Annotated in this window: 27 protein-coding genes and 1 tRNA gene; 18 read left to right on the top strand and 10 right to left on the bottom strand. The window is 68.0% G+C overall.

Annotation, left to right across the window (positions count from 1 at the left end; genetic code table 11):
• Positions 1-15: 15 nt before the first annotated feature.
• The 10 genes from hisA to HUS23_04855 all read left to right on the top strand — a co-directional run bounded on the left by hisA (position 16) and on the right by HUS23_04855 (position 6,615).
• Positions 16-780, top strand: a complete 765-nt coding sequence (gene hisA / locus HUS23_04900; GenBank protein ID QKT03187.1) for a 1-(5-phosphoribosyl)-5-[(5-phosphoribosylamino)methylideneamino]imidazole-4-carboxamide isomerase — start codon at positions 16-18, stop codon at positions 778-780.
• A complete protein-coding gene (gene hisF / locus HUS23_04895) occupies positions 777-1,550 on the top strand; it encodes an imidazole glycerol phosphate synthase subunit HisF (GenBank protein QKT03186.1) in 774 nt (257 codons plus the stop codon). Before hisA ends, hisF begins: the two co-directional genes overlap by 4 nt.
• A gap of 38 nt (positions 1,551-1,588) precedes the next feature.
• Positions 1,589-1,990, top strand: coding sequence for a phosphoribosyl-AMP cyclohydrolase (gene hisI, locus HUS23_04890; GenBank protein QKT03185.1), 402 nt, complete (start codon positions 1,589-1,591; stop codon positions 1,988-1,990).
• Positions 1,990-2,310, top strand: a complete 321-nt coding sequence (locus tag HUS23_04885; protein ID QKT03184.1) for a phosphoribosyl-ATP diphosphatase — start codon at positions 1,990-1,992, stop codon at positions 2,308-2,310. Before hisI ends, HUS23_04885 begins: the two co-directional genes overlap by 1 nt.
• A complete protein-coding gene (locus HUS23_04880; GenBank protein QKT03183.1) occupies positions 2,307-2,645 on the top strand; it encodes a histidine triad nucleotide-binding protein in 339 nt (112 codons plus the stop codon). The genes HUS23_04885 and HUS23_04880 overlap by 4 nt, the downstream gene beginning before the upstream one ends.
• A gap of 9 nt (positions 2,646-2,654) precedes the next feature.
• Positions 2,655-2,885, top strand: a complete 231-nt coding sequence (gene tatA / locus HUS23_04875; GenBank protein QKT03182.1) for a twin-arginine translocase TatA/TatE family subunit — start codon at positions 2,655-2,657, stop codon at positions 2,883-2,885.
• 60 nt (positions 2,886-2,945) lie between these two features.
• Positions 2,946-3,458: a twin-arginine translocase subunit TatB gene (gene tatB, locus HUS23_04870; GenBank protein QKT03181.1), complete on the top strand. Its 513-nt coding sequence runs from the start codon at positions 2,946-2,948 to the stop codon at positions 3,456-3,458.
• Positions 3,442-4,320, top strand: a complete 879-nt coding sequence (tatC, locus tag HUS23_04865; protein QKT03180.1) for a twin-arginine translocase subunit TatC — start codon at positions 3,442-3,444, stop codon at positions 4,318-4,320. The genes tatB and tatC overlap by 17 nt, the downstream gene beginning before the upstream one ends.
• 117 nt (positions 4,321-4,437) lie before the next feature.
• Positions 4,438-6,336 carry a thioredoxin domain-containing protein gene (locus tag HUS23_04860; protein QKT03179.1) on the top strand — a complete coding sequence of 633 codons (1,899 nt, stop codon included), beginning with the start codon at positions 4,438-4,440 and terminating at the stop codon, positions 6,334-6,336.
• 57 nt (positions 6,337-6,393) lie between these two features.
• Complete coding sequence (locus HUS23_04855) at positions 6,394-6,615, top strand: dodecin domain-containing protein (GenBank protein QKT03178.1); 222 nt, start codon at positions 6,394-6,396, stop codon at positions 6,613-6,615.
• Between the two features lie 380 nt (positions 6,616-6,995).
• Here HUS23_04855 and vanZ read toward each other — a convergent pair whose 3' ends face one another.
• The gene (gene vanZ, locus HUS23_04850; GenBank protein QKT03177.1) at positions 6,996-7,415 is read right to left on the bottom strand and encodes a VanZ family protein; all 420 of its coding nucleotides are present in this window, start codon (positions 7,413-7,415) and stop codon (positions 6,996-6,998) included.
• Complete coding sequence (locus HUS23_04845; GenBank protein ID QKT03176.1) at positions 7,415-7,717, bottom strand: hypothetical protein; 303 nt, start codon at positions 7,715-7,717, stop codon at positions 7,415-7,417. The genes vanZ and HUS23_04845 overlap by 1 nt, the downstream gene beginning before the upstream one ends.
• 483 nt (positions 7,718-8,200) lie before the next feature.
• Here HUS23_04845 and HUS23_04840 point away from each other — a divergent pair, with 483 nt between their 5' ends.
• Complete coding sequence (locus tag HUS23_04840) at positions 8,201-10,294, top strand: PAS domain-containing protein (GenBank protein QKT03175.1); 2,094 nt, start codon at positions 8,201-8,203, stop codon at positions 10,292-10,294.
• A gap of 7 nt (positions 10,295-10,301) precedes the next feature.
• Here HUS23_04840 and HUS23_04835 read toward each other — a convergent pair whose 3' ends face one another.
• A complete protein-coding gene (locus HUS23_04835; protein QKT04978.1) occupies positions 10,302-11,555 on the bottom strand; it encodes a cation:proton antiporter in 1,254 nt (417 codons plus the stop codon).
• A 124-nt stretch (positions 11,556-11,679) separates the two neighbouring features.
• Here HUS23_04835 and HUS23_04830 point away from each other — a divergent pair, with 124 nt between their 5' ends.
• Positions 11,680-14,622 carry an EAL domain-containing protein gene (locus HUS23_04830; GenBank protein QKT03174.1) on the top strand — a complete coding sequence of 981 codons (2,943 nt, stop codon included), beginning with the start codon at positions 11,680-11,682 and terminating at the stop codon, positions 14,620-14,622.
• 451 nt (positions 14,623-15,073) lie between these two features.
• Here HUS23_04830 and HUS23_04825 read toward each other — a convergent pair.
• From HUS23_04825 to rpsU, 5 genes are all read right to left on the bottom strand, one after another.
• Positions 15,074-15,149: transfer RNA gene (locus HUS23_04825), tRNA-Ile, on the bottom strand.
• A 1,063-nt stretch (positions 15,150-16,212) separates the two neighbouring features.
• Entirely contained in the window at positions 16,213-18,069 is a 1,857-nt protein-coding gene (gene rpoD / locus HUS23_04820; GenBank protein ID QKT04977.1) for an RNA polymerase sigma factor RpoD, read from the bottom strand.
• A 135-nt stretch (positions 18,070-18,204) separates the two neighbouring features.
• Entirely contained in the window at positions 18,205-19,998 is a 1,794-nt protein-coding gene (locus HUS23_04815) for a DNA primase (GenBank protein QKT03173.1), read from the bottom strand.
• Between the two features lie 136 nt (positions 19,999-20,134).
• Positions 20,135-20,590, bottom strand: coding sequence for a GatB/YqeY domain-containing protein (locus tag HUS23_04810; GenBank protein QKT03172.1), 456 nt, complete (start codon positions 20,588-20,590; stop codon positions 20,135-20,137).
• An 18-nt stretch (positions 20,591-20,608) separates the two neighbouring features.
• Entirely contained in the window at positions 20,609-20,824 is a 216-nt protein-coding gene (gene rpsU / locus HUS23_04805) for a 30S ribosomal protein S21 (GenBank protein ID QKT03171.1), read from the bottom strand.
• 157 nt (positions 20,825-20,981) lie between these two features.
• Between rpsU and tsaD the strand changes: the two genes are divergently transcribed.
• Positions 20,982-21,992, top strand: a complete 1,011-nt coding sequence (gene tsaD / locus HUS23_04800) for a tRNA (adenosine(37)-N6)-threonylcarbamoyltransferase complex transferase subunit TsaD (GenBank protein QKT03170.1) — start codon at positions 20,982-20,984, stop codon at positions 21,990-21,992.
• Positions 21,993-21,997: 5 nt separating this feature from the next.
• On the opposite strand, the gene plsY is transcribed toward tsaD, so the two are convergent.
• Positions 21,998-22,597 carry a glycerol-3-phosphate 1-O-acyltransferase PlsY gene (gene plsY, locus HUS23_04795; GenBank protein ID QKT03169.1) on the bottom strand — a complete coding sequence of 200 codons (600 nt, stop codon included), beginning with the start codon at positions 22,595-22,597 and terminating at the stop codon, positions 21,998-22,000.
• Positions 22,598-22,677: 80 nt separating this feature from the next.
• Here plsY and folB point away from each other — a divergent pair, with 80 nt between their 5' ends.
• Together folB and folK are read left to right on the top strand one after the other, a co-directional pair.
• Positions 22,678-23,040 carry a dihydroneopterin aldolase gene (gene folB, locus HUS23_04790; GenBank protein ID QKT03168.1) on the top strand — a complete coding sequence of 121 codons (363 nt, stop codon included), beginning with the start codon at positions 22,678-22,680 and terminating at the stop codon, positions 23,038-23,040.
• A complete protein-coding gene (gene folK, locus HUS23_04785; GenBank protein QKT03167.1) occupies positions 23,037-23,540 on the top strand; it encodes a 2-amino-4-hydroxy-6-hydroxymethyldihydropteridine diphosphokinase in 504 nt (167 codons plus the stop codon). Before folB ends, folK begins: the two co-directional genes overlap by 4 nt.
• A gap of 91 nt (positions 23,541-23,631) precedes the next feature.
• Here folK and HUS23_04780 read toward each other — a convergent pair whose 3' ends face one another.
• Positions 23,632-24,387, bottom strand: a complete 756-nt coding sequence (locus HUS23_04780; protein QKT03166.1) for a pteridine reductase — start codon at positions 24,385-24,387, stop codon at positions 23,632-23,634.
• 66 nt (positions 24,388-24,453) lie between these two features.
• Between HUS23_04780 and HUS23_04775 the strand changes: the two genes are divergently transcribed.
• The 3 genes from HUS23_04775 to HUS23_04765 all read left to right on the top strand — a co-directional run bounded on the left by HUS23_04775 (position 24,454) and on the right by HUS23_04765 (position 26,535).
• A complete protein-coding gene (locus HUS23_04775) occupies positions 24,454-25,659 on the top strand; it encodes an SAM-dependent methyltransferase (GenBank protein ID QKT04976.1) in 1,206 nt (401 codons plus the stop codon).
• A 128-nt stretch (positions 25,660-25,787) separates the two neighbouring features.
• Entirely contained in the window at positions 25,788-25,964 is a 177-nt protein-coding gene (locus tag HUS23_04770; GenBank protein QKT03165.1) for a hypothetical protein, read from the top strand.
• Between the two features lie 151 nt (positions 25,965-26,115).
• Complete coding sequence (locus tag HUS23_04765; protein ID QKT03164.1) at positions 26,116-26,535, top strand: VanZ family protein; 420 nt, start codon at positions 26,116-26,118, stop codon at positions 26,533-26,535.
• The last annotated feature ends 7 nt before the right edge of the window (positions 26,536-26,542 follow it).

Genomic DNA, 26,542 nt, shown 5'->3' with positions numbered 1-26,542 from the left:
CCCTGAGGAGTCGTTATGTTGATCATTCCAGCCATCGACCTGAAGGACGGCAAGTGCGTGCGCCTGCGCCAGGGCCGCATGGACGACGCCACCGTGTTCTCCGACGATCCCGTCGCCGTGGCGGGGCGTTGGGTAGAGGCGGGGGCGCGGCGCATCCACATCGTTGACCTGGACGGGGCCTTCGCCGGCCGGCCGGTCAATGCCGACGTGGTGAACCGCATCGCCGAGGCCTATCCCGACGTGCCGCTCCAGGTGGGCGGGGGGATCCGCGATTCGGAGACCGTACAGACCTATCTCGATGCCGGTGTGAGCTACGTCATCATCGGCACCAAGGCGATCAACGTGCCGCACTTCGTGGCGGACCTGTGCCTGGAGTTCCCGGGCCACATCATCGTCGGCCTGGACGCCAAGGACGGCAAGGTGGCCATCGACGGCTGGTCCAAGCTTTCGCGTCATGACGTGGTGGATATGGCGCAGCACTTCGAGCGCGACGGCGTGGAGGCCATCGTCTACACCGACATCGGCCGCGACGGCATGATGACCGGGGTCAACGTGGAATCTACGGTGGCGCTGGCGCGCGAGATCACCATCCCGGTCATCGCCTCCGGCGGCGTCACCAATCTGGACGACATCCGCGCCCTGTGCGAGGTCGCCGACGAGGGCATCATCGGCGCCATCACCGGCCGTGCCGTCTACGAGGGCACGCTGGACTTCGCCGAGGCGCAGCGCCTGTCGGACGAGTGGGACAACAGCGCCGACACGGGGGCCTACGGCTCGTGAGCCTTGCCAAGCGCATTATCCCGTGCCTGGACGTCGATCACGGGCGGGTGGTCAAGGGCGTCAAGTTCGTCGACATCCGCGATGCGGGCGACCCGGTGGAGATCGCGCGCCGCTATGACGCCGAAGGGGCCGACGAGATCACCTTCCTCGACATCACCGCCAGTTCCGACGACCGCGAGACCATGGTTCACGTGGTGGAGGCGGTGGCGGACGAGGTGTTCATCCCGCTCACGGTGGGCGGCGGTATTCGCGAGTTGGCCGATATCCGCCGCATGCTGAACGCCGGCGCCGACAAGGTCGGCATCAACACCGCCGCGGTGAACCGCCCCGAGTTCGTGCGTGAGGCCGCCGAGCGCTTCGGCTCGCAGTGCATCGTGGTGGCCCTCGATGCCAAGCGCGCCAGCGCACCCGGCGAGCCGGCACGCTGGGAGATCTTCACCCACGGCGGGCGGCGGGGCACCGGCCTGGACGCCGTCGAGTGGGCGCGACGCATGGTCGACTACGGTGCCGGCGAGTTACTGCTCACCAGCATGGACCGCGACGGCACGCGCGAGGGCTTCGACCTCGAGCTCACGCGCGCCGTGTCCGACGCGGTGCGCGTGCCGGTCATCGCCTCCGGCGGCGTGGGCAACCTCGATCACCTGGTCGAGGGTGTGCTGGAGGGGCACGCTGACGCGGTGTTGGCCGCCAGCATCTTCCATTTCGGCGAACACACCATCGGCGAGGCCAAGCGCCGCATGGCCGAGCGCGGCATCCCGGTGCGGCTGTAGGTTTTGCAGCCGAATCCGCCAACCCTTACTCTGTCGCGATGAACACTCTCCCCGAGCAGTGGCTGGACGAGGTGCGCTGGGATGCGGCGGGTCTGGTGCCGGCCGTCGCCCAAGACGCCGCTAGCGGCCGCATCCTCATGCTGGCCTGGATGAACCGCGAGGCGTTGGCATTGACCGCGCGCGAGGGGCGCGCGGTGTATTACTCGCGCTCGCGCCAGCGCCTGTGGCACAAGGGCGAGGAGTCGGGTCACGTGCAGCGGGTGCGCGAGATCCGCCTCGACTGCGACGCCGACGTGATCGTCTTGCAGGTCGAGCAGGTCGGTGGCATCGCCTGTCATACCGGACGCACGAGCTGCTTTTACCGCCGCCTGCACGAGGGACGATGGGAGACCGTCGAGCCCGTGCTGAAGGACCCCGCCCAGATCTACGGAGGGACGTGATGGACGACGTACTGGCGCGTTTGGCCGAGGTGCTGGAGGCGCGTAAACAGGCCGATCCGCAAGCCTCTTACGTCTCGGGGCTGTACGCCAAGGGCCTGGACGCCATACTTAAGAAAGTCGGGGAAGAGGCCACCGAGACGGTGATGGCCGCCAAGGACGGGGACGTCGACAAAATCGTCTGTGAAACCGCGGACTTGTGGTTTCACACCCTGGTCTTGCTGGCCCATCAGGGTGTGGGGCCGCAGGATGTTCTGAACGAGTTGCAGCGTCGGTTCGGCCTCTCCGGCATCGATGAAAAGGCGGCGCGGGGGAGAAAATGACGGATTGCCTTTTTTGTGGCATCGTAGCGGGCAAGATCCCTGCCGATACGGTGTTCGAAGACGAGCAGATCGTCGTGTTTCGCGACATCCAGCCCAAGGCGCAGGTGCATCTGCTGGTGGTTCCGCGTCAGCATATTGTGAGCCTCGCTGAACTGGACCGCAGTCACGATGGTCTTATGTCACATATGCTGCGTATGCTACCGGTGGTCGCGCGTGAACAGGGCCTGACGCAAGGCTTTCGCACCATCATCAATACCGGCAAGGGGGGCGGTCAGATGATCGACCACTTGCATATCCATCTGCTCGGCGGGGATAGCCTGCCGGGCTTCGAGTGAGGTAGTGACATGGGAATCAGTGTTTGGCAGCTTCTGATCATTCTGGCCATCGTGCTGGTGCTGTTCGGCGCCAAGCGCCTGCGCAACCTCGGCGGTGACCTGGGCACGGCGGTCAAGGGGTTCCGCGAGTCGATCCGCGAGGGCGAGGAGAACAAGGCAGAGCGCAACGAACACATCGATGAGCGCCCCGGCCACGTGATCGAGGGCGAAGTCACCTCGAAGGAAAAGAACAAGGCCTGACTTTCGCCCCTCTCCGATCCACGCGGCCTCCGCCCGGAGGCCGCGTGCGCTTGAAGGCTTATGTTCGACGTCAGCTTTGTTGAGCTGCTGGTTATCGGCATCATCGCCCTCCTGGTCGTGGGACCCGAGCGCCTGCCCGGGCTCGCCCGGACCGTGGGCCTGTGGGTGGGCAAGGCGCGCGCCATGGTGATGGACGTGAAGGCCGACATCGACAAGGAGTTGCGCGAGGACGAACTGCGCCGCAAGCTCGGCCTCGACTCGCTGGGTAAGGACGCCAAGGCGCTGGAAGACCTCAAGAAGATCTTGGAAAGCTCCGTGGACAAGGACGAGCGCTCGGATTACCTGGTGAAGGCGATCGACGCCCAGCAGGATGCCGAGGCCCAGCGCGAGGCCGATGCGCGTCGCGAGGCGGAGCGCCGCGGTGTCTCGAGCGCCTCCTCGCGGTCGGGCGAGAGCCAGGAATCCTTCGACGATGGAACGCAGGGGCCGCCGCGCCCCACGGACGCCGACACACCACGCAACGATGCGGACGCCGCGCCGGGGGACGGATCGACCGATGAGCGCTCCAAGTAACTCCGGCCCCAGCCCGGAGGAGGTTCAGGAGGAGCAGGGTTTCGTCTCCCACCTGATGGAACTGCGCGACCGCCTGCTACGCTCCGTGCTGGTGGTGTTGCTGCTGTTCCTGGCGCTGTTCCCCTTCGCCAATCAGCTCTATGTCATGCTGGCCGAGCCGCTGCTGCGGCACTTGCCGCACGGCTCCAGCATGATCGCCACCGAGGTGGCCTCGCCGTTCCTGACCCCCTTCAAGCTGGCACTGGTGGTGGCGCTGTTTATCGCCGTGCCGTACCTCTTGTACCAACTGTGGGCCTTCGTCGCCCCCGGGCTTTACCAGCGCGAGCGGCGTCTCGTGCTGCCGCTCGCCGTGTCGAGTGCCATCCTGTTCTACGCGGGCATGGCGTTCGCCTACTTCGCGGTGTTCCCGCTGGTGTTCGGCTTCCTGACGGCCGCCGCCCCGGAGGGTGTGGCGGTGATGACCGACATCAGCCGTTACCTCGACTTCGTGCTGAAGATGTTCTTTGCCTTCGGCATCGCCTTCGAGGTGCCGATCGCGGTGATCCTGCTGGTGCGCATGGGGGCGACCACCCCCGAGCAACTGCGCGCGAAGCGACCCTACGTCATCGTCGGGGCGTTCGTGGTCGGCATGATGCTCACGCCGCCGGACGTCATCTCGCAGACCTTGTTGGCCCTACCGATGTGGATCCTGTTCGAGCTCGGCGTCATTTTGTCGAGTCGCTTCGCGCCGGTGGTGGAGGACGAGCCCGGCGAGCCGGCTTACCAGCCCCTCTCCGAGGAGGACATGGACGCCGAACTCGACCGCATCGAAGCGGAGGAGCGCGCGCAGCGGCGCCCGCAGCAGACCAAGCCGGAGGAGTAGTCGCTGGAGCGCCCTACGCCATAAGCTCCCGGTACCCGCCTGTTGGCTCCCGGTTCAGTTCCTCCCCATAATCAGAGAGCACGTGCGACCCGCGATGCACCGATGGAGAGAGAGCTTATGCGCTACCGGACATGGATGCTAAGTATCGTCGCGGTGTTGGCGAGTGGCGGTGCGGCGGGCGATGAGCTGCGCAACCAGTTGGCCGACCATCCCTCCGCCTACCTCGAGTTGCACGCGGACGATCCGGTGCAGTGGCAGGAATGGGGCCAGGCGGCGGTGGAGCGGGCCCGCAGCGAGGACAAGCTGCTGTTCGTCTCGAGCGGCTACTTTGCCTGTCACTGGTGCCATGTGATGCAGCGCGAGAGCTTCAAGGACGACGCCATCGCGGCCTTCATCAACCGCCATTACATCCCCGTGAAGATCGACCGCGAGATCGAAGCGGCCCTGGACGGTCTGTTGATCGACTTCGTGCGGCGCACGCGCGGCTATGCCGGCTGGCCGCTCAACGTGTTCATCACGCCCGAGGGGCATCCGCTGGTCGGCTTGGTCTATATGCCGCCCGAGGATTTCGCCAAGCTGCTCGAGGGCCTCGCCGGCGCGTGGCACGAGGATCGGGCATCGCTGCGGGAAGAGGCTCGTGTTGCGGCCGAGTCGCTCGCCGCTCCGCAGCCGCCAGGCGATGCCGAGATTCCCGTCGGGCTCGGGCGCAGCCTGCAGGCCCGCCTCGCCGAGCACGCTCGGCAACTCGGCGACGATATGGAGGGGGGGCTGGGCGATCAGAGCAAGTTCCCAAACTCACCCCAGCTCAAGGGGCTGCTCGACCTGTATGCCGCCTCGGGCGATGCACAACTCGAGGATTTCCTGCGCCTGACGCTGGATCAGATGGCCGAGCAGGGGCTGCGCGACCACCTGGGCGGCGGCTTCTTTCGCTACACCGAGGATCCCAGCTGGCAGGTTCCGCACTTCGAGAAGATGCTCTACGACAACGCCATGCTGGCGAGCGTCTACCTGCGTGCCGCGCGCGAGCTCGAGGAGCCGCGCTACGAGGCGGTGGCGCGCGAGACCCTGGATTTCATGCTGCGCGACCTGCGCGTCGCGAACGGCGGCTTCGCGTCGGCACTCTCTGCGCTGGATGATCAGGACGTGGAGGGCGGCTACTACCTCTGGGATCGTCGTGAGCTCGAGGACCTGCTGCCGCCCGAAGAGTTCGCGGTGGTGGCGCTGGTGTGGGGATTGGACCGCCCCCCGCAGTTCGAGCACGGACACCACCTGACGCGGGCCTTATCGGACGAGGCGGCGGCCGCGCGGCTCGAGCTCGACCAAGACGAGTTGCGGCGCCATCTTGCCAGCGCCCGCGAGCGCATGCTGGAGCGACGCGCCCAGCGCGTACTGCCGCGCGATGACAAGGTCATCACGGCCTGGAATGCGCTGGCGCTATCGGCACTGGCGCGGGCTGCCGAACTACCCGATGGGAAAGTATATCGGGAGGCCGGCGAGCGGGTGCGTGCGGTTTTGGTCGAACGCCTGTGGGACGACGAGCAGGGGCGCTTATGGCGCGCGGCGCGCGGCGAGCGGACGCTCGGCGAAGGTGCGCTGGAGGATTACGCGCTGGCCGCCGCGGCGTTCTACGACTGGGCGCAGGTGAGTGGGCGGGCCGCCGATTACGCTCTGGCCGAGCGGGTGGTGCGGGAAGCTTGGCGGCGCTTCTACGACGGCGGCTGGCATCTCGCCGAACACACCCTGCTGCGCTACGGGGTGGCACAGACGCTGTTGTCGGACGAACACCTGCCGTCGCCTTCCGCCGCCGTGTTGGGCACCACGCTGCGCCTGGCCGAGCGGCTCGACGACACGGCGTTGCGCACGCAGGCGCTGGCCGCGCTGAACGTCGGACACCGGGCATTGGAGGACGAGCCGCTGTGGTTCGTGGGGCATATTCGCCTGCTGGCCGCCCTGGAGCCGCCGGCCTCGGCGCGCGCTGCGGAGCCCGTGTCCGCCGCGACCGACAGCATGCGCTAGGCTTTGCACAGTCGGCTGCGTCCCCTCGACGCAGCCTTGCAAGCCAAGGAGGGCGCAGTGTCAGACGATCACGTGTACAAGCTGGTGGAGCTGACCGGCTCGTCGACCACCGGCAGCGACGATGCGATCCGCACCGCCATTGCGCGCGCGAATGAAACCTTGCACAACCTGGACTGGTTCGAGGTCACGGAGACGCGCGGCCACATCCAGGACGGCAAGATCGCGCACTGGCAGGTGACCTTGAAGGTGGGGTTCAGGGTGGATTCGACCCGCGCGTAAAGCCGCATCGACGCCGGCTCTCCCTCGGCCAGACCGATGCGCCAGCCGTCCCCCCAGGGAGTCGGCGGCGCGAATTCTCCTGCATCGACATCCCCCGAAGCTGCTCGGGCGAGGCGCTGCTTTTGAAGGAGACGCAGCCCGGGCGGTGTCGACGACCTCCGCGTGAGAGCGGCGGGTCACTCGGATCCAGTAACTGAGCCGGTTCCCGCAGCAACATCCCCACGCGGTGCGGATCGCCGTGGGTGGGGTGCAGCAGCACGCTGGCTACTCTTGCGGACCCGGCGGAGAACCGGCGGAGAAGTGGCGATGCGCACCCGCTCGGCCGGGGGCGCGCGAGCGCAGACAAGGTGACACTTCGGCGGGAACCTGCGGAGGCCGCGTCAGGCGCTTTCCGGTCTGGTAGACGGCTCACCCAGCACGCGCCGCAGGTGCAAGAACGTCAAGGCCGTTATAGCCCCCGCCATGTCCGCGGCAAAGTCCCACGCGCTGGCATGGCGAAAATCCAAGGTGGCCTGATGCAATTCATCCACCAGGGCCACCAGCGCCACGGCGGCGAGGATGCGCATCGGCCGGCGCCCGCGCCCGGCCAGCCAAAGCACCGCGGTAAGTGCCCCGTAGGCGATGAAATGCGCGAGATAGCTCCACCCGCCGGGAAACAGGCCGCCGGCGGCCTCATGACGCCCGCCGATCAGCAACAACCCGACGAACAGCCCCGCCGCGGCGACGTAGTAGCGCGGGGGTAATGCAAAAAGCGACAGTAGGAACGGCCGGCGGCCGTTCCTCGATCGAGGCGGGGCCACTAATGGCGGCTCGAACCGGTGCGCGACATCAACCGGTCGAGCCGTTCGCCGAAGGCATCGAAAATGCGCAACACGCCGTTACGCACCTCCAGGTCCGCCCAGCCCTCGGCCTCTTCCAGGCGCAGGTCGCGTACGTGGGTGGCGATGGACTCTCGTTCGGCGCGCAGCTGCTCGAGGTCACGCTGGCAAATGTCCTTCTCGCGGCCCTCCAGGCGGTCGACCGCGGCCTCCAGGCGCTTGATGCGCGCCTCCCACTCGGTAAGCCGCGCCTCCCAACGATGCAGGTCCTGTTCACGTGTCATGCGCTGCTCCATTCATTGGTCTTGTACAAAATATAGACAGCCCGCTCGTAACGCGGTTCCTCCCTACGGAGTGGGCGCACGTGCCGCGCCGCTCTCCGCGGTTGCCATGCATCCTCCATCGCGGGTTGTCGCGCTGCGCCCCAAAAGCGGCCGCGCCTCGCTTGCACCATCATACCGTGCCGACCCTCACAAGGTAGCGCCTAAGCGCCGACACGTGGCGGCGCGTCGCGGTCTCGGGGCCGGCAGGCATCCGGGTTCGCCCCGATCCCCCCGCGCGCGCTGAGAGCAGGTGGGGCGACTATCAACCGCTTGCAAGCGGCGCCGAGCGCTGCGGCTGCCAGACTGTCCATGGTCCGCTTGAAGCGCTGCCGAGGTCGGCCGTATGATGGCACGCCCGCGGTAGCCAGTCGGTGCAGACGCCCGCGGCGGCGGCCGGTGCGGCCCAGGACGACGTTAACAATCAGCCAGGGAAGAAAAGCTGGAATGGACTATCGCGCCATGGACAGGGACGCGCTGCTTAGCTGCCTCGCTGCGGTGCGAGAGGCGCTGGCGGCTTATCCCGATGCCGCCGGGGATGAGCTATCGGACGGCTCGTCCGATGGGTACGGCAGGGACACCGGCGGCGCGCTGCGCGCGCTGGAACAGGCGCATGGCCGCTGCGCGCATCTCTTCGATTTCGCTCCCGTTGCCTACTTCAGCCTGGATGCCGACGGCGTCATCCGCGACCCCAATCGGGCCGCGGTTGAGCTGCTGGGCGGGGCGGCGGGCAAGGTGGTGGGGCGGCGACTCGCCGAGTGGCTCCCGCAGGATCAGGTCGAACAGCTCGAGCCCCACCTGAGCCAGCGTCCGGGCGCCGGGGTCGGCGTGGTCAGCGAACTCACGTTGCGCGGCCCGCAGGGTACGCCGCGCGTGGTACGGCTGGAAACCCGCGCCAGCCGGGTCGACGGCGCCACGCTGGTGCTCTGCACGCTCATCGACATTACCGAGCAGCGGCGCGCGCAGGCCGAAGTCGCCCGGCTCAACGATGACGCCCGGCATCGGGTCGAGGCCTTGGAGGCGCTCTTCGCACTGGTGCCGGTCGGGATCGCGGTGATGGAGGATCCCGAGGGCACCCGGGTACGCGCCAACGCAACCGCGATGCAGTTGCTGGGTGTCGACGCGCACGGTCGCGGTGGCTATGCCGCCACCCAGGACGGCGAGGCGCTGAGCTCGCCGCTCGCGCCGCTGCGCGAAGTGGCCACCAGCGGCCGCATTATGGAGCACGTCGAAATCGACATCGCCGCGCCCGAGGGTCCGCGCACCGTCCTGACCGATGCGCGGCCGCTATTCGATGCGCAGGGAGCGCCCGCCGGGGCGGTGGCGACCTATTCGGACATTACCGAGCGTCATGCCGCGGAGCATGCCTTGCGTGAGAGCGAGCGCTCCCTGCGCGAGCGCTCGGAGCAGTTGCACGAGGCCGATCGGCGCAAGAACGAGTTTCTCGCCGTCCTCGGACATGAACTGCGCAATCCCCTCGCGCCGCTGCGCAACTCGGTGCAGATGTGCCTGTTGCGCAGCCCTGACGACCCGAAGCTGGCCCGCCCGCTGGCGATCATGGATCGCCAGATTACGCACTTGACGCGCCTGGTCGACGACTTGCTCGACGTATCCCGCATCAGCAGTGGCCAGATTACGCTCATCAAGGAGCCGGTGCGCCTCGCCCATGTGATGCAGCGCGCGGAGGAGTTGGCCCTGCCGTTGATGAGCGAGCGTGGACACCAGCTGGAGGTGGTGTCGCCGCCTGAGGATTGCACGATTGATGGCGACGCCACCCGGCTGGTGCAGGCCCTGGGCAACCTGCTCAACAACGCGGCGCGTTATACCCCACAAGGCGGGCACGTGCGCATGGAGGGCGATGTGCACGAGGGGATGGCACGGGTACGCGTCAGCGACGACGGCGCCGGCCTGGACGCGCGCGCCGCCGAGACGATCTTCGATCCCTTCGTGCAGCTCGAAGGGGACCTGGGCAGTACGGGCGGCGGGCTCGGCGTCGGCCTCACGTTGGTACGCAGTATCGTGCAACTGCATGCAGGGCAGGTGGACGTGTATAGCGAGGGCCCCGGCAAGGGTAGCGTGTTCAGTATCCACCTGCCGCTCGCCCCCGCACGTGAGCCCTCTGAGTCACCCGCGCCGGTGACGCCGGGCGCCATTCCACCGCAGCGGGTGTTGGTGGTGGACGATCAAGCGGTGGTTGCCGAATCCTTCGCCGAGTTGCTGCGCTCCTTGGGGCACGAAGTGGAGGTCGCACACGGGGGCGAGGCTGCGCTGCGGGTGGCCGCGGCGTTCCGTCCCAAGGTGGCGTTCGTCGACATCGGCATGCCGGGCATGCACGGCTGCGAACTGGCGCGGCGCCTACGCGCGGCTTACGGTGACGCCATGGCGCTGGTCGCCCTGAGCGGCTACGGCGGGGAGCTGGTGAAGGATCTGCCGGGTCACGAAGCCTTTGATCGTCACCTGCTCAAGCCAGCGCCGCTCGATGAAGTCCTGCGGGTGCTCGAGCAGGTCGCTGCCGAGGCTAAGCGCGCGCCCGACGTGTGAGGCCTCCTCAGCCGTCCTCGGGCGGCTTCCCCGCGCCCGGGGAGCGGCGGTGATGCGGCGGCTTGGTGTGGTGTGCGCGCCGCCCGTAGAGCTTGCTGAACGGGGTGGCCGTCATGCCATGCGCCACGATCGATCCGACCACCACGAAGCTGACGATGTGCCACACCTGTTCGAGCCCGGTGTGGTGCAGCACGACCATGGCGTACATCAGGGCCGAAATGCCGATCGGTCCGAACCAGCCCATGAAGACGACCTCCCGCACGTGCCAGCGGCCGCCGAGCAAGGGGCGCAGCAGCAGGATGGTCGGCAGCCTCCGCAGCAGCAGCACGGCGAGGGTGGCGGCCACCAGCGGCCAACCCAGTGCCGCCCACGCATCCCACGGTAGCATCAGGCCCATGAAGGCGAAGATGGGCAAGGTGAAGAACTGGCTGACCGATTCCTGCACACTCTCCTCGGCGGCGCGCTCCTGCCCACTGGCCAGCGCCGAGAACACCGCGCCGGCCGCGAATACCGCGATGATGCCATCCATTTGCAGCAGCCGCGCCACCCCCAGGGTGAGCAGCGCGAGTGCGAGAGTGTAGGCCAGGAACGAGGTGCGCTCGATCAGTTCGAGGCGTTCGGCCCAGTGCAGCAGGCGCGCCGCCGCCCATCCGAACAGCCCGCCCAGCAGCGCGCCCAGCACCACCTCGAGCAGGAGCGTGCGCCCGAACCAGGTGCCCCATGCGCCATCGCCGTGCAGTACCAGCAGCACCGCCAACATCACGAACAGCTGACCGAGCCCGTCGTTAAAGCCCGACTCGGCCGATAGCGCGTGGCGCATGCGCGCCGGCAGATATTGCTCGGCCACGCGTCCGGTGACGATAGATGTCGCCACGATGGGGTCGGTGGGGGTGATGGCGGCCGCGACCAGGAGCGCGACCAGCCACGGCGTGTCGAGCAGCACGTAAATCAGCAGGGCGCACACCAGCCACATCAGCGGCATGAGCAGGCCGAGCAGCACGCCTTGCGTGCGCCGATGAGCCACCACATAACCCGGCGGGAGGCGCAGGGCCACGCCCATCAGACCGATCGCCAGCGTGAACCGCGCCACCTCTTCAAGTAGCACGGTCGTCTCGCCCCAGGCGCGCGGGTCCAGCACGTCGAGCCACGCCGGTCCAAGCGCGATCCCTGCCGCCAGGGCGAGCATCGGCTCCGAAATCCAGGTGCGGCGTTTGATGTAGCTGGAGAACAGCCCGAGCACCAGAATGATGCCGCCGACCATGGCCGTGGTGAGATAGAGTTGGTTCACCTTGTGTCCTCTCGGCGCGGCGGGGTGGGGGCGGTTGCAACAGGCGTTAGAATCAACTTAGGCGCGCGCGGTGTGCCGGTACAGGCGAGGAGAGCCAGTGACATACGGTCAGGGACCAGGGCGGGGACGTGGACGCTCGATCCGCACCCAGCTGCTGGTGCTCGTGCTGGCGGTGCTGGTGCCGCTGGTCGTGCTGCAGGCGTTCACGCTGTGGATGCAGGCTCGCGACGAGCTGCGCGAGGCGAGCCAGAGCGCGCTCGCTTTGGCGGACGTGACCGCCTCCTACAGCCAACTCGTGGTCGCCCAGACCCATGCCCTGTTGGCGCGCCTGGCCGAGCGTCCCGGCGTGCAACGTGCCGCGCCGGATCAGTGCGATCCGTTACTCAGTGACCTGGCGGAGCTGAATCCGCGCTATGCGAACGTGGTTGTGGCCGATGCCGCGGGTCGCATCGTGTGTTCCGGGATGCCTTCCGACGAGCCCTTGCCCGACGTGGCGGACATGCCGTGGTTCGGCGACGCGCTGGCCGCCACGGGGCCCGTGGTGGGGCCGCCGCATTGGGGGCAGATCACGGGCGTGTGGGTGTCCGTCCAGGCGCTTGCCCTGAGAGACGCGCAGGGTCGTCCCTATGCGGTCGTGGGCGTGCCGTTGAGCCTAGCGGCGCTGCGCCCCGTGCTCGGCGCGGAGCTTCCGCCCGACCACAGCGTTTCCCTGGTGACGGCGCAGGGCGTGGTGATTGCCCGCCAGCCCGATGGCGAGCGCTGGGTCGGGCACGACATGGGCGAGAGCGCGTTGATGCAAACGGTGCGGCGTCAGCAGCGCGGCTATACGCGGCAACTCAGCCGGCACGGGATCGAGAAGGTTTACGGCTTCGCGCCGGTGCCGCAGACCGACTGGCACGCGGTGGCGGCGATCCCATCGCAGGAGGTACTCGGGCCGGTATGGCGTAGCGCGCGCCACCAAGCGCTGATCGCCTTTGGCGTCGTGGCCCTCGCGGTGGGGCTCGCGCTGCTCGGCACGCGCCGTCTGGTGCGCCCGGTGCGGGCGATCGGTCGCGCCGCGCGGCAGGTGGGCGCCGGCAATCTGGACACACATGTCCCAGTTGAAGGGCCGCGCGAGATCGCCGAAGTGGCCGCCCGGTTCAACGACATGATCGCCCGTCGCGCGCAGGCCGAACGCGAACAGGCGCGCCTCACGCGCATGCTCCAGGCGGTACGGGAGGTGCAGCAGAGTTACATCGGCGATGCCCCGCCGCACGCCGTGTATCATCGGCTGTTGAACGCCGTCCTGGAAATGTCGGGCAGTCCGATCGGCTTCGTCGGGGAGGTGCTGCACAGCCCGCAGGGGCGTCCCTACCTGCAGATCCACGCCATCAGCGATCTGCCGGCGCGCGGTGAATGGCGCCCCCGCGGGGGCCGCGACACGCCCCCCTTGCGCTTCGAGGACCTCGACACCTTGCTGGGGCGGGCCATCACCACCGGCGCCCCGGTACTTGTTAACGACGTCGACGCCGACGCCCTGGGTCATGGGCTGCCGCCGGGTCATGCACCGATCCGCACCTTCCTGGGTCTGCCGTTACGGCGCCACGGTCGGCTGCTCGGCATGGTCGGGCTGGCCAACCGACCCGGCGGCTACGAGCAGGCGCAGATTGGGGAACTGACACCTCTGTTGACCACCTGCGCCTACATCGTGGAGGCCTACGCGAGCGAACAGCGCCGCAGGGCCGTCGAGGCGAGGCTCGCCTACCTCTCACAATACGACGGCCTGACCGGTCTGCCCAACCGGCTCCTGCTGCGTGACCGGCTCTCCCTCGCCCTGGCGCGCGCGGCGCGCGAGCAGCGCCTGGCTGCGGTCCTGGTGCTGGACCTCGACCACTTCAAGCGCATCAACGATGCGCTCGGGCGCGCGACGGGGGACGCCTACCTGCGCACGGTCGCCGGTCGGCTGCGCGCCGCAGACCCCGGCGCGGAAACCGTGGCGCGCCTCGAGGGCGACGACTTCGCCGTGGTCCTGGAGAACGTGGAGGACGTGGAGGCGGTGGCCGACGCCGTGCAACGCTATCAGCGCGCGCTCGCCGATCCGGTACATCTGGACGGACGGGACCTCGCCATTACCACCAGCATCGGTGTCAGTGTCTATCCGGAGGATGGGCAGGAGCCCGAGGCGCTGCTCGAGCGCGCCGAGACCGCCATGAAGCAGGCCAAGCGCGACGGACGCAATGCCTATCGTTTCTACACCGCCGCGATGCAGGCCCAGGCGTCCGAGCGCCTGGCCTACGAGGCACGGTTGCACAGCGCGCTGGAGCGCGGCGAGTTCCGCCTCCACTACCAACCGCAGGTCGACATGGCCAGCGGCCAGGTGGTGGGCGTGGAGGCGCTGTTGCGATGGGCCGCCAACGGAAGTCTGCTGCCGCCCGACGCTTTCGTGCCCCTGGCCGAGGACAGCGGGTTGATCGTCCCCATCGGCGCCTGGGTGTTGCGCTCCGCGTGCGCCCAGGTCGCCCTCTGGCGCCGACGCGGGCTGCCGCGGCTGACCCTGTCGGTGAACGTCTCACCGTTCCAGTTTCGGCACGCGGACGTGCCACAGCTCGTGCAGGACGCGCTGCACGACAGCGGGTTGGCGGCCCATGATCTGGAGATCGAGATTACCGAAAGCCTGTTGCTCGAAAAGCCCGAGGCGGCGGTCGCGGCGCTCGAGGCGCTGCGGGCCGACGGCGTGCAGCTCGCGATCGACGACTTCGGCACCGGCTACTCCAGCCTGTCGTATCTAAAGCGCTTGCCGGTCCACAAGGTGAAGATCGACCGGGCCTTCATCCACGACCTCACCAGCGATCCGGATGATGAGGCCATCGTCACCGCCATCATCGCCATGGCGCGCAACCTGAACCTCACGGTTATTGCCGAAGGCGTGGAGACGCCCGAACAGCTGGCGTTGCTCAAGCGGCTTCAGTGCGACCAGTACCAGGGCTACCTGTTCAGTGAGCCGGTGTCTCCCGAGGTATTCGAGGAGCACATGCGGCGGCGGGCGGGGAGGGGCGCCTAGCCGCGAAGGCCTGTGCGCCGGGCCGCCTCCGTTGCGGACCGACCGTGGCGGGGGCTGCGCTGCTCGCGAGAATCCGAAAACGAGAGGGGAGTGCTGCGCCCGGATGGCGCGGCTGGAACCCCGCGCCAGGGACGGCAGCTTGCGAGTAGGATGATGCGAAGGCGTGAGTGGTGGGCCTGCTAGGGCGAGCGGGGAATTCTAAAAGCCACGTAATGTGGCTTTTAGCCCGCGAGCGCCGCGCCCGGATGGCGCGGCTGGAACCCCGCGCCAGGGACGGCAGCTTACGAGCAGGATGATGCGAAGGCGTGAGTGGTGGGCCTGCTAGGGCGAGCGGGGAATTCTAGAAGCCACTTAACGTGGCTTTTAGCCCGCGAGCGCCCGCCACGGATGGCGGGCTGGAACCCCGCGCCAGGGACGGCTTCTCGCGCAAAGGATGATGCGAGGGAGTGAGTGGTGGGCCTGCTAGGATTCGAACCTAGGACCAAGGGATTATGAGTCCCCTGCTCTAACCGCTGAGCTACAGGCCCAAATAGAGTTTGCCGCGAGTAACCATCCTTGGTGCGTGATTCCAGCCGCGCCATCCGTGGCGCGGCGTTCGCCGGCAAAGAGCCACGTTAAGTGGCTCTTTGAAACCCCCGGCTCACCCCAGCTCTAACCGCTGAGCTACAGGCCCAAATAGAGTTTGCCGCGAGTAACCATCCTTGGTGCGTGATTCCAGCCGCGCCATCCGTGGCGCGGCGTTCGCCGGCAAAGAGCCACGTTAAGTGGCTCTTTGAAACCCCCGGCTCACCCCAGCTCTAACCGCTGAGCTACAGGCCCAATTGAAGCTGATGCAAGCAACCGTCCGTGGTGCGTGGTTCCAGCCGCGCCATCCGTGGCGCGGCGTTCGCCGGCAAAGAGCCAAATTAGGTGGCTCTTTGAAACCCCCGGCTCACCCCTGCTCTAACCGCTGAGCTACAGGCCCAATTGAAGCTGATGCAAGCAACCGTCCGTGGTGCGTGGTTCCAGCCGCGCCATCCGTGGCGCGGCGTTCGCCGGCAAAGAGCCACATTAGGTGGCTCTTTGAAACCCCCGGCTCACCCCTGCTCTAACCGCTGAGCTACAGGCCCAATTGAAGCTGATGCAAGCAACCGTCCGTGGTGCGTGGTTCCAGCCGCGCCATCCGTGGCGCGGCGTTCGCCGGCAAAGAGCCAAATTAGGTGGCTCTTTGAAACCCCCGGCTCACCCCTGCTCTAACCGCTGAGCTACAGGCCCAATTGAAGCTGATGCAAGCAACCGTCCGTGGTGCGTGGTTCCAGCCGCGCCATCCGTGGCGCGGCGTTCGCCGGCAAAGAGCCACGTTAGTGGCTCTTTGAAACCCCCGGCTCACCCCAGCTCTAACCGCTGGGCTACAGGCCCAATTGAAGCTGATGCAAGCAACCGTCCGTGGTGCGTGGTTCCAGCCGCGCCATCCGTGGCGCGGCGTTCGCCGGCAAAGAGCCACATTAGGTGGCTCTTTGAAATCCCCGGCTCACCCACTGAGCTACAGGCCCGCAAACGAAACGGGCGGGCCATCGGCCCGCCCGCATCTTACCACTGAACGCCCGAGGCTTACTCCATGTCGAGGAAGCTGCGCAGCTGGTCCGAGCGCGAGGGGTGGCGCAGCTTGCGTAGCGCCTTGGCCTCGATCTGGCGGATGCGCTCGCGGGTGACGTCGAACTGTTTGCCGACCTCTTCCAGCGTGTGGTCGGTGTTCATGTCGATGCCGAAGCGCATGCGCAGGACCTTGGCCTCACGCGCGGTGAGCGTCTCGAGGATGGACTGCGTGGCCTCCTTGAGGCCCGAGGCGGTCGCGAAGTCGGCCGGGGAGAGCACGTTGGTGTCTTCGATGAAGTCGCCCAAGTGCGAATCTTCGTCGTCGCCGATCGGCGTCTCCATGGAGATCGGCTCCTTGGAGATCTTGAGCACCTTGCGCACCTTGTCCTCGGGCATCTCCATGCGCTCGGCCAGTTCCTCGGGGGTGGGCTCCCGACCCATCTCCTGCAGCATCTGGCGCGAGACGCGGTTCAGCTTGTTGATGGTCTCGATCATGTGCACCGGGATGCGGATGGTGCGCGCCTGATCCGCGATGGAGCGGGTGATGGCCTGACGGATCCACCACGTGGCGTAGGTCGAGAACTTGTAGCCGCGGCGGTATTCGAACTTGTCCACCGCCTTCATCAGGCCGATGTTGCCCTCCTGGATCAGGTCCAGGAACTGCAGGCCGCGGTTGGTGTACTTCTTGGCGATCGAGATCACCAGACGCAGGTTGGCCTCGACCATTTCCTTCTTGGCGCGCCGTGCCTTGGCCTCGCCGATCGACATCTGCCGGTTGATGTCCTTGATTTCGTTGATGCTCATGCCGCCCTCGCGCTCCAAGGCGATCAAGCGGTTCTGCGCGCGCCGGATCTCGTCGGCGTAGGCCGAAAGCGACTCGGAGTAGGGCTTGCCGCCGAGGTACTGGTCCAGCCACGCGAGGTTGGTCTCGTTGTCCGGGAAGGAGGTGATGAACTCCTTGCGCGGCATGCCGCCCTTGGCGACGCACAGCTCCATGATCTGGCGTTCCTGCGCGCGAATGCGGTCCACGCGCTCGCGCAGGGCCTGGACCAAGCGGTCCACCAACTTGGGCGTCAGGCTGATCTCCATGAACGCCTCGGTCATCTCCTGCTGCACGCGCTGCGCCTGAGCATGACCCTTGCCGTGCTTGCTGATTGCCTTGACCGCTCGCTGCTGCAGCTCGCGCAGTTGGGTGAAGCGCCGGCGCGCCTCTTCCGGATCAGGCCCGGTGTCGGCCGGCTCCTCGTCGTCGCCGTCGACCTCGTCGTCGCTGTCGTCATCGACCTCGGCGTCGTCGCCCTCGTCGGCGCCGGCGGCGCGCGATTCCACCTCGGGCTCCACGGCGGGCGCCGGCTCCTCGTCGGGGGTGATGAAACCGCTGATGACCTCGGTCAGCCGCGCCTCGCCGGCCTCGACTTTGTCGAACTCGCTGAGCACCTCGGCGACCGTCTCGGTGTGGGTCGCCAGCGCGCGCAGCATCTGGTTCATGCCGTCCTCGATGCGCTTGGCGATCAGGATCTCGCCCTCGCGCGTGAGCAGCTCGACCGCGCCCATCTCGCGCATGTACATGCGCACCGGGTCGGTCGTGCGGCCGAACTCGGCGTCCACGCTGGCCAGCGCCGCAGCGGCTTCCTCGGCGGCTTCGTCGTCGGTCGTCACCACGTCGGACATCAGCAGGGTGTCGGCGTCGGGTGCCGACTCATGGACCATGATGCCCATGTCGTTGATCATGCTGATGATGTCTTCGATCTGTTCGGGATCGACGATGTCATCGGGAAGATGGTCGTTGACCTCAGCGTAGGTCAGGTAGCCTTGCTCCTTGCCCCGCGCGATCAACGCCTTAATCTGAGACTGCTGTTCGTCTTTGCTCATCATGATAAGCTTCCCGTACCTCGCGATCGGTGCGGACGGCCTCCCCGTCCGTAGGCTAAGCTGCCCGGAATACAAACGAGCCAGTATAGTTGACGGCTGCCTCGCCTGCCAGTTCCCCGCGCAGGCCTTCGAATTTCAAGAATCGGCCGTGGGAAGCGGGCGATGCGCCGCGCGCGCCGCCAGCAGGCGGGGCAGCTCGGCCTTCTCCTCGGGGGAGAGCAGCCCGGCGCGCGCCGCGGCAAGCATGCGCTCGGTGCGCTGATCGAGCCACTGCCCTTCCAGCAACTGCAGCACCCCATCGAATTCGGCAGCCACCGCCTCGTCATCGTCCAGCAGCGGACGCCACTGGGCGAGGCGCGCCAGGTGCACCCCTTCGGGCGTCTCCCGCCAGCGTTCGAGCAGGGCGGCAGTGGATATGTGGGGGTGGGCCTGGATCACCTCAAGCAAGCGTAGCAGCAGCGGTGCCCCTCGGGTCTCCAATTCTCCCAGGCGCGTCGGGTCACGCACGCGCATCGCCAAGCTCGGCCGATGCAGCAGCAGGGCGATCGCATGGCGCAGCGGGGTGAGCGCCGTGGCGCCGGCGTCTCGCCTGGGCTTACGCGGGGGCCGCGTGGCGACGCTGCGCTCGCCCATCAGGTCCTGCAGCTGCGCGCGCTCCAGCCCGCTCAGCTCGCCCAGGCGCTTCAGCATGAGCTGGCGCAGCGCGCCCCGCGGCAGTTGTTTCAGCAAGGGCTCCGCCAGCTTCACCAGCCGGGCGCGCCCATCCATGCTGTTCATATCGGTCTGTTGCGCCAGGGCTTGAAAGAAAAAGGTGGAAAATGGGACCGCGTCCGCAATGGCCTGCTCGAAGGCCTCCTGTCCGGTCCGGCGCACGTAGCTGTCCGGGTCTTCGCCGTCGGGTAGGAACAGGAAGCGCACCTGGCGTCCGTCCTCCAGCGCCGGTAGCGCCTGCTCGAGCGCCCGCCACGCCGCCTCGCGTCCCGCGCGATCGCCGTCGAAGCAGAACACCACCTCCGGCGATACGCGGAACAGGCGCTCCAAGTGGCCCGCGGTGGTGGCGGTGCCCAGCGTGGCGACCGCGTTCCGGATGCCGTTCTGCGCCAGCGCGATCACGTCCATGTAACCTTCCACCACCAGCAGACGCGGGATGTGGCGCAAGGCCTTGCGGGCTTCGTACAGGCCGTACAGTTCGCGCCCCTTGTGGAACACCGCCGTCTCCGGCGAGTTCAGGTACTTGGGCTCCTCGTCGCCGAGCACCCGGCCGCCGAAGCCGACCACCCGCCCGCGGCGGTCGCGGATCGGGAACATGATGCGGTCGCGAAAGCGGTCGTAGGCCCGGTCGGCATCCTTCTCGATCATCAGGCCGGCGGCCAGTAACTGGCGCGACGCCATGCCCGCGAGCTCGGTGCTGCGGGCCAGGTTGTCCCAGCCCGGGGGGGCATAGCCGAGACCGAAGGTCTGGGCGATCTCCCCGCTCAGGCCGCGCCGCTTGAGGTAGTCCACCGCGCGCCGGCGCTGCGGGTGCTCGCGCAGCTGGCGCTGGAACGCACTCGCGGCGCGCTCCAGCACGTCGTACAAGGCGGCGCCTTCCCCCTCGGCGTGGGCGGGAGCCCCGCCCGGGCGCGCGCCCTCGCGTGGTACGGTGAGGTTGATGCTGCGTGCCAGCTCCTCCACGGCCTCCGGAAAACTCATGTGCTCGTACTCCATGAGAAAGCCGATGGCGGTGCCGTGCGCGCCGCAGCCGAAGCAGTGGTAGAACTGCTTGCTGGGGCTCACGGTGAAGGAGGGGGTCTTCTCGTTGTGGAACGGACAGCAGGCGGCGAACTCGCGCCCCTGTTTCTTCAGTGCCACCCGCGCGTCGATGACCTCGACGATGTCGATGCGGGTGAGCAGTTCGTCGACGAACTGGGAAGGGATCAGGCCGCTCATGCGGGGAGTGTACGCCTCGACGCCATACGGCCACCACAGGGACGGCCTCCATCGGGGCGGCCTTGCCATCGAGGGCCCTTGCAGGGGCAACCCCAGCGGGGCTTCAAAGGCCGACGCGCCTTGGAGTTGAGGCGCCTTAGCCCGCCAGTTGCCCCTTGATGCGCTCGCTGACGGCCTTCATGTCGGCCCGGCCCTGCACCTTGGGTCGCAGTATCCCCATCACCTTGCCCATGTCCCGCACCGACTCGGCGCCGGATTCGGTGACGGCCTGCGCGATCAGTTGATCGAGCTCGTCGTCGGAGAGGGGGGCGGGGAGGTAGCCGTTGAGTACGTCGAGTTCGGCCGCCTCTTTGGCGGCCAGATCGTCGCGCCCGGCCTGCTCATACTGCGCGATGGACTCCCGGCGTTGCTTGACCATCTTGTCGAGCACCGCGAGGATCTCCGCCTCGTCGAGCGTCTTGCGCTCATCCACCTCACGCTGCTTGATGGCCGAGAGGATGAGGCGGATGGTGCCCAGGCGCTCCTTGTCCTTCGCGCGCATCGCGGCCTTCATGTCTTCCTCGATGCGCTGCTTGAGACCCTGGTCTGCCATGGAACGCCCGGCTTCGATTTAGTACAGGCGGTGGCGACGCGCGTGTTCGCGCGAGAGCTTCTTCTGCTGACGCTTCACAGCGGCCGCCAGCTTACGCTTGCGTACGGCAGTGGGCTTTTCGTAATACTCGCGGCGGCGCACCTCGGACAGCACGCCGGCCTTCTCGCACGCGCGCTTGAAGCGGCGCATGGCGACCTCGAACGGCTCGTTCTCTTTCAGACGCACAGAAGGCAATGCAATCACCTCGCTAGGGTTGTTGGCGGTTGTTGACGCAAGACCGGCCCACCGGCCAGTCGGGAACAGCACATTCTATACGCCTGCGGCGCAGAATGAAACGCCCTGCGTGCAGGTGGCGCTTGCCGCCCCGCGCCCCGCGTCGGACAATACGCCGATGCGTATTCTCGGCCTGGAAACCTCGTGCGACGAGACCGGCGTGGCGGTGTACGACGCCACGCGCGGCTTGCTCGCGCACGCCCTCTACAGCCAAGTGGACCTGCACGCCGAGTACGGCGGGGTGGTGCCGGAACTGGCCTCGCGCGATCACGTGCGCAAGACCCTGCCGCTGGTGCGCCGCGTGCTCGCGGAGGCGGACACCGCGCCCGAAGCGATCGCCGGCGTGGCTTACACCGCGGGCCCGGGCTTGGCGGGCGCACTGCTGGTCGGCGCCGCTATCGGCCGCAGCCTGGCGTGGGCCTGGGGCGTCCCCGCCGTCGGGGTGCACCACATGGAGGGCCATCTGCTGGCGCCCATGCTGGAGGCCGATCCGCCGGCGTTCCCGTTCGTCGCGCTGCTGGTCTCGGGCGGGCACACTCAGCTGGTGGAGGTGCAGCGCGTCGGGGCCTACCGTGTGCTCGGCGAGTCGCTGGACGACGCCGCCGGCGAGGCCTTCGACAAGACCGCCAAGCTGCTGGGTCTCGGCTATCCGGGCGGTCCCGCGTTGGCGGCGCTGGGGGAGCAGGGCGATCCGAACCGCTTCCGGTTCCCGCGCCCGATGACCGACCGGCCGGGACTCGATTTCAGCTTCAGCGGCCTCAAGACCTACGCCCTCAACACCCTGCAGGCGCATCCCGAGCCGGCCGCGCGGGCCGACATCGCGCGCGCCTTCGAGGAGGCGGTGGTCGACACGCTGGTGATCAAGTGCCGGCGTGCGATGCGCGCGACGGGCCTGCCGCGCCTGGTGATGGCCGGCGGGGTGAGTGCCAACCGGCGACTGCGCGAGCGGCTGGAGACGGCGCTCGCCGCCGAGGGCGTGCGGGTCTACTACGCGCGCCACGAGTTCTGCACCGACAACGGCGCCATGATCGCCTATGCGGGCCTGCAGCGTCTGCGCGCGGGCGAGGCGCAGGGCGCCGGCTTCACCGTGCGCCCGCGCTGGCCGATGGCCGAGCTGGCGCCGGTGTAGGTTGCTCAGCGCTCGCGGCGCTTGAGCGGCGATTCGGTCCCCGCGAGCAGATTGCGGATGTTGGACCGGTGGCGCCAGATCAGCAGGGCGGCCATGACGCCGACGCCGAGGGTGTATTCGGTCAGCCCGGTGAGGATCCAGGCATAGGCGGGCGCGAGCGCCGCGGCGACCAGCGCGGCCAACGAAGAGTAGCGAAACACGACCGCGACCAACAGCCAGGTGAGTACCAGCGCCACGCCGAGCGGCCAATACAGGCCGAGCGCGACACCCAGCGCGGTGGCCACGCCCTTGCCGCCGCGGAAGCCGAAGTACACCGGATACAGGTGGCCCAGGAAGGCGGCCAGCGCCACCAGGATCAGCGTCAGCGGTGTCATGCCCAGGGCCTGGGCGACAAGGATCGGAATGAGCCCCTTGATGGCGTCGCCCAGCAGGGTGAACGCCCCGGCACGTTTGCCCGCGGTGCGCAAGATATTGGTCGCGCCGGGGTTGCCGGAGCCCTGAGAGCGGGGGTCGGGCAGGCCCATCAGGCGACACAGGACGATGGCCGTGGACACCGAACCGAGCAGGTAGGCGAACAGGATCAGGGCGATATCGAGCAGGGGCATGGTTTGCAGTACGGTGGTCGCGCCGGGCGCGCCATTATACGGGCTGGCGGGGCCGGCGGAAGCATCTTGTTGAGGAGCGTATGGACATCATTTACCTGCACGGGCTGAAGATCGAGACGGTGATCGGGATTTTCGAATGGGAGCGGCGCGTGAAGCAGACCGTCACACTGGACCTCGACATGGCGACCGACATCGGCCGCGCCGCCGCCTCGGACCACATTGACGACACGCTGGACTACAAGGCGGTGGCGAAGCGCCTCATCGAGTACGTGGGCAACAGCGAGTTTCAGTTGGTGGAGACCCTGACCGAACGGGTGGCCCAATTGTTGCTGGAGGAGTTTCGGATGCCTTGGGTGCGGGTGCGTCTCAACAAACAGGGCGCGGTGCGCGGCGCGCAGGACGTCGGCGTGGTGATCGAGCGCGCCCGCGACGCTGCCCCGTGAACGCGCCTGTCCGCGTCTATGTCAGCGTGGGATCCAACGTGGAGCCGGCGCGTTACGTGCGGGCCGGCATCCGCAGCCTGCGCGAACGCTTCGGCGTCCTGCAGATCTCCTCGGTGTACGAGAGCGAGGCGGTGGGCTTCGCCGGCGACAACTTCTACAACCTGGTGGTCGGCTTCGACACAACCGAATCCGTGACCGCGGTGGCGCGCACGCTGCAGGCCATCGAAGACGCGCATGGGCGCGACCGCACGGGGCCGCGGTTTTCGCCCCGCACGCTGGACCTCGACCTGCTGCTTTACGGCGAGGGCGAGTTGCGCGCGGGCGGCCTTGTGCTGCCGCGCCCGGAGATCACCGAACATGCCTTCGTGTTGCGCCCGCTGGCCGAGCTCGCCGGCGGGTGCCTTCACCCCGGCCTCGGGCGCAGCTACGCGGACCTGTGGGCGGCGTTCGACGCCGACGCGCAGCCGCTGTGGCCGATCGAACTCGGCCTCGACGACTAGCAGGGCTGGCCGCCGTGTTCTATGTGACGTAGCCGCGCCCGGACATGCGCCGGGCGCGGCGCGTCAGACCATGCGCAGGATAGCCTTTCGGCTAGCGATTGACGGTGCGGCCGCCGTCCACGGTGATGACCTGCCCCGTGACATACGGGGCATCCGCCACCAGGAAATGCACCGCGCGGGCGATGTCGTCCACGCTACCCTGCCGCTTGAGCAGGGTGCGCGAGATGATGCGCTGCTTGGTGACCTCGTCTAGGTCGTGCTCGGGCCACAGGATGGCGCCCGGTGCCACGGCGTTCACGCGCACCGGTGGCCCCAGCTCGCTGGCCAGCGCACGGGTGAGCATTACCAGGCCGGCCTTGGCGGTGCTGTATACCGGGTAGTCCTTCAGCGGACGGTCGGCGTGGATGTCCACGATGTTGACGATGCAGCCCTGGCTGCTCGCGAGGTGGGGCGCGGCGGCTTGGCTGAGGAAGAACGGTGCCTTGAGGTTGGTGCCGATCAGCTCGTCCCACTGGCTCTCGTCCACCGATCCCATCGGCGTCGCGTAGAAACTCGAGGCGTTGTTGACCAACACGTCCAAGCGGCCCCAGGCGGCTACGGCCTCCTGCACCACCGCCGCGAGCTTGGCGGCGTTCAGCAGATCGGCCTGCACCAGCACCACCGATGCCGGCCGCGCCGCGCAAAGCTCGCCCTGCAGGGCGAGCGCCGCCGCGCGCGAGCTGTGATAGTGCAGCACGATACGCATGCCGCGCGCATGCAGGTGGCGCGCCACCGCGGCGCCAATGCGGTGCGCCGCGCCGGTAATCAGCGCGACCTTGTCCTGTAGCGGTTTGTCGTCCGTCCCCAAGCCGGGTTACTCCGCGCAGTCGCTGTGTGGCACACTGTACCGCAATTCACCGCCCTACCGAACTTCATGCGTCTTCCCTCGCAGCTCGGCCCGCAGCCGTTGGACCTGCCCGCGCCCGATCCCGCCGCGTCGGCGCACAGCGCGCGCCTGCGCGATGCCCTGCATACCGAGATCGTTGCGGCCGGTGCTCCCGGCATTCCCTTCGCCCGCTTCATGGAGCAGGCGCTATACGCGCCGGGCCTCGGCTATTACAGCGCCGGCACCCGCAAGTTCGGCCGCGAGGGCGACTTCATCACCGCCCCGGAGCTCTCCCCACTGTTCGGACGCTGCCTGGCGCGACAGCTGATACCGCTGCTGGCGCAACTGCCGGGCGGGGAGGTGCTGGAGGTCGGCGCCGGTAGCGGGGTGTTGGCCGCCGACCTGCTGGGCGAGCTTCACACGCTGGGGGCGCTGCCCGCCCGCTACCTGATCCTGGAGCGCAGCGCCGAACTGCGCGCGCGCCAGCAGGCGCGGCTCGCCGAGGCACCGATCGCGCTGCGGGAACGCGTGCAGTGGCTGGACGACCTCCCGCCGCCGGGCTGGCAGGGCGTGGTGGTGGCGAACGAGCTGTTGGACGCCCTCCCGGTGCACCGCTTCGTGCGGGGCACCGACGGTGAGACGGCGGAGTTGTACGTGGACTGGGCCGACGGGCGCTTCGTGTGGCGCGCGGGGCCGTGGAGCGATCCGCGCCTGGCGGAGCAGCTGGCGGCGGTGGAGGCGGAGGCGGGCGCGCTGCCCGCCGGCTACGTGAGCGAACTCGCGCCCGCGGTGGGGGATTGGCTGCGCGCACTCGCCGAACGCCTCGGCCGCGGTGCGGTGCTGCTGTTCGATTACGGTTATTCGCGCCGCGAGTACTATCTGCCCGAACGCAGCGGCGGCACGCTGACCTGCCACTACCGCCACCGCGTCCATGGCGACCCGTTGATCCTGCCCGGCTTGCAGGACATTACCGCCTATGTCGATTTCACGGCCGCCGCGGAGGCCGCCCACGCGGCCGGCCTGGCGGTGGCGGGCTACACCACGCAGGCGCACTTTCTGCTCGGCGCGGGCCTGCTCGAACTGGCGCAGCTGGACGCGCTCGATGCGGTGGAACGCACCCACCGCGCACAGCAGATCAAGACCCTCACCCTGCCGGGGGAGATGGGCGAGCGCTTCAAGGTGCTCGCGCTTGCGCGCGACCTCGATCTCGCTCTGCCGAGCCTGCGTCTGGCCGACATGCGCGCGCGCCTGTAGCGCGACTGCGACATATATCCCGCCTCACCAAACCGCCCCTGGTCAGCCGGTGCCGCCACTCGTTAAGGTAAGCGGGTCGCGTCCGCGACTCAGCACTCTTGTTGGAGAAATCAGACGCCATGGGGCAAATGACGATTTATCTGGAGCGCGATCTGGAGACGCGCGCCAAAGCGGCGGCCAAGGCGCGGGGCCTGTCCGTGAGCCATTGGGTGGCGCAGTTGATCGAGCAGCACAGCAGCGCGCCGCGTCGCGAAGCGTCCGACGTTCCGGCCTCCGAGGCCGAGCCGCAACGCCGCTCCGCCTGAGCAGAGACCCGAGCCGGTGCCTATACTCCCAGGGGCGGCATGATTCTGCGGGTCGAAATTCGTCGGCCCTCATCAGAACAATCAGCACAGTACGCCGGAAGCCCGTGCCGCCGTCCTCACGCGACCGGCGGCCTGCTCAACGGACGTGCACATGGACCTCGATCTCAACAAGAATAAACGGCCCTTGCGTTACATGGCGCTGTGGCTGGCCCTCGGCTGGCTGTTCGTGCTGTTGGTCATCTACCTCTCGCTTACCCCCAGCCCGCCGCCCTCGCCGGGCGTACCGCAAGGTGACAAGCTCGGCCATTTTCTGGTGTATGCCGGGCTGACGGGCTGGTTCCTGCAGATATACGCCGCGCGCGAGGCGCATCTATGGATCGCCGGCGGGTTCATCGCCTTGGGCATCCTGCTGGAAGTGTTGCAGGGCCTCGGCGGCGTGCGCTACTTCGAGTGGTGGGACATGGTCGCCAACACGAGCGGCGTGCTGGTGGCACTGGCCCTGGCCGATACCCGCTTCGGCACGCTGCTGCTGCGCCTGGAGCAGCGCTGGCTGGTCCCCGCGGCTCGCTGATCCTTCG

This window comes from Ectothiorhodospiraceae bacterium 2226 (genome assembly GCA_013348725.1).
Taxonomy (GTDB): domain Bacteria; phylum Pseudomonadota; class Gammaproteobacteria.
The sequence above is the reverse complement of the archived record's forward strand: the minus strand, read 5'-3'. Positions and strand labels throughout refer to the sequence as shown.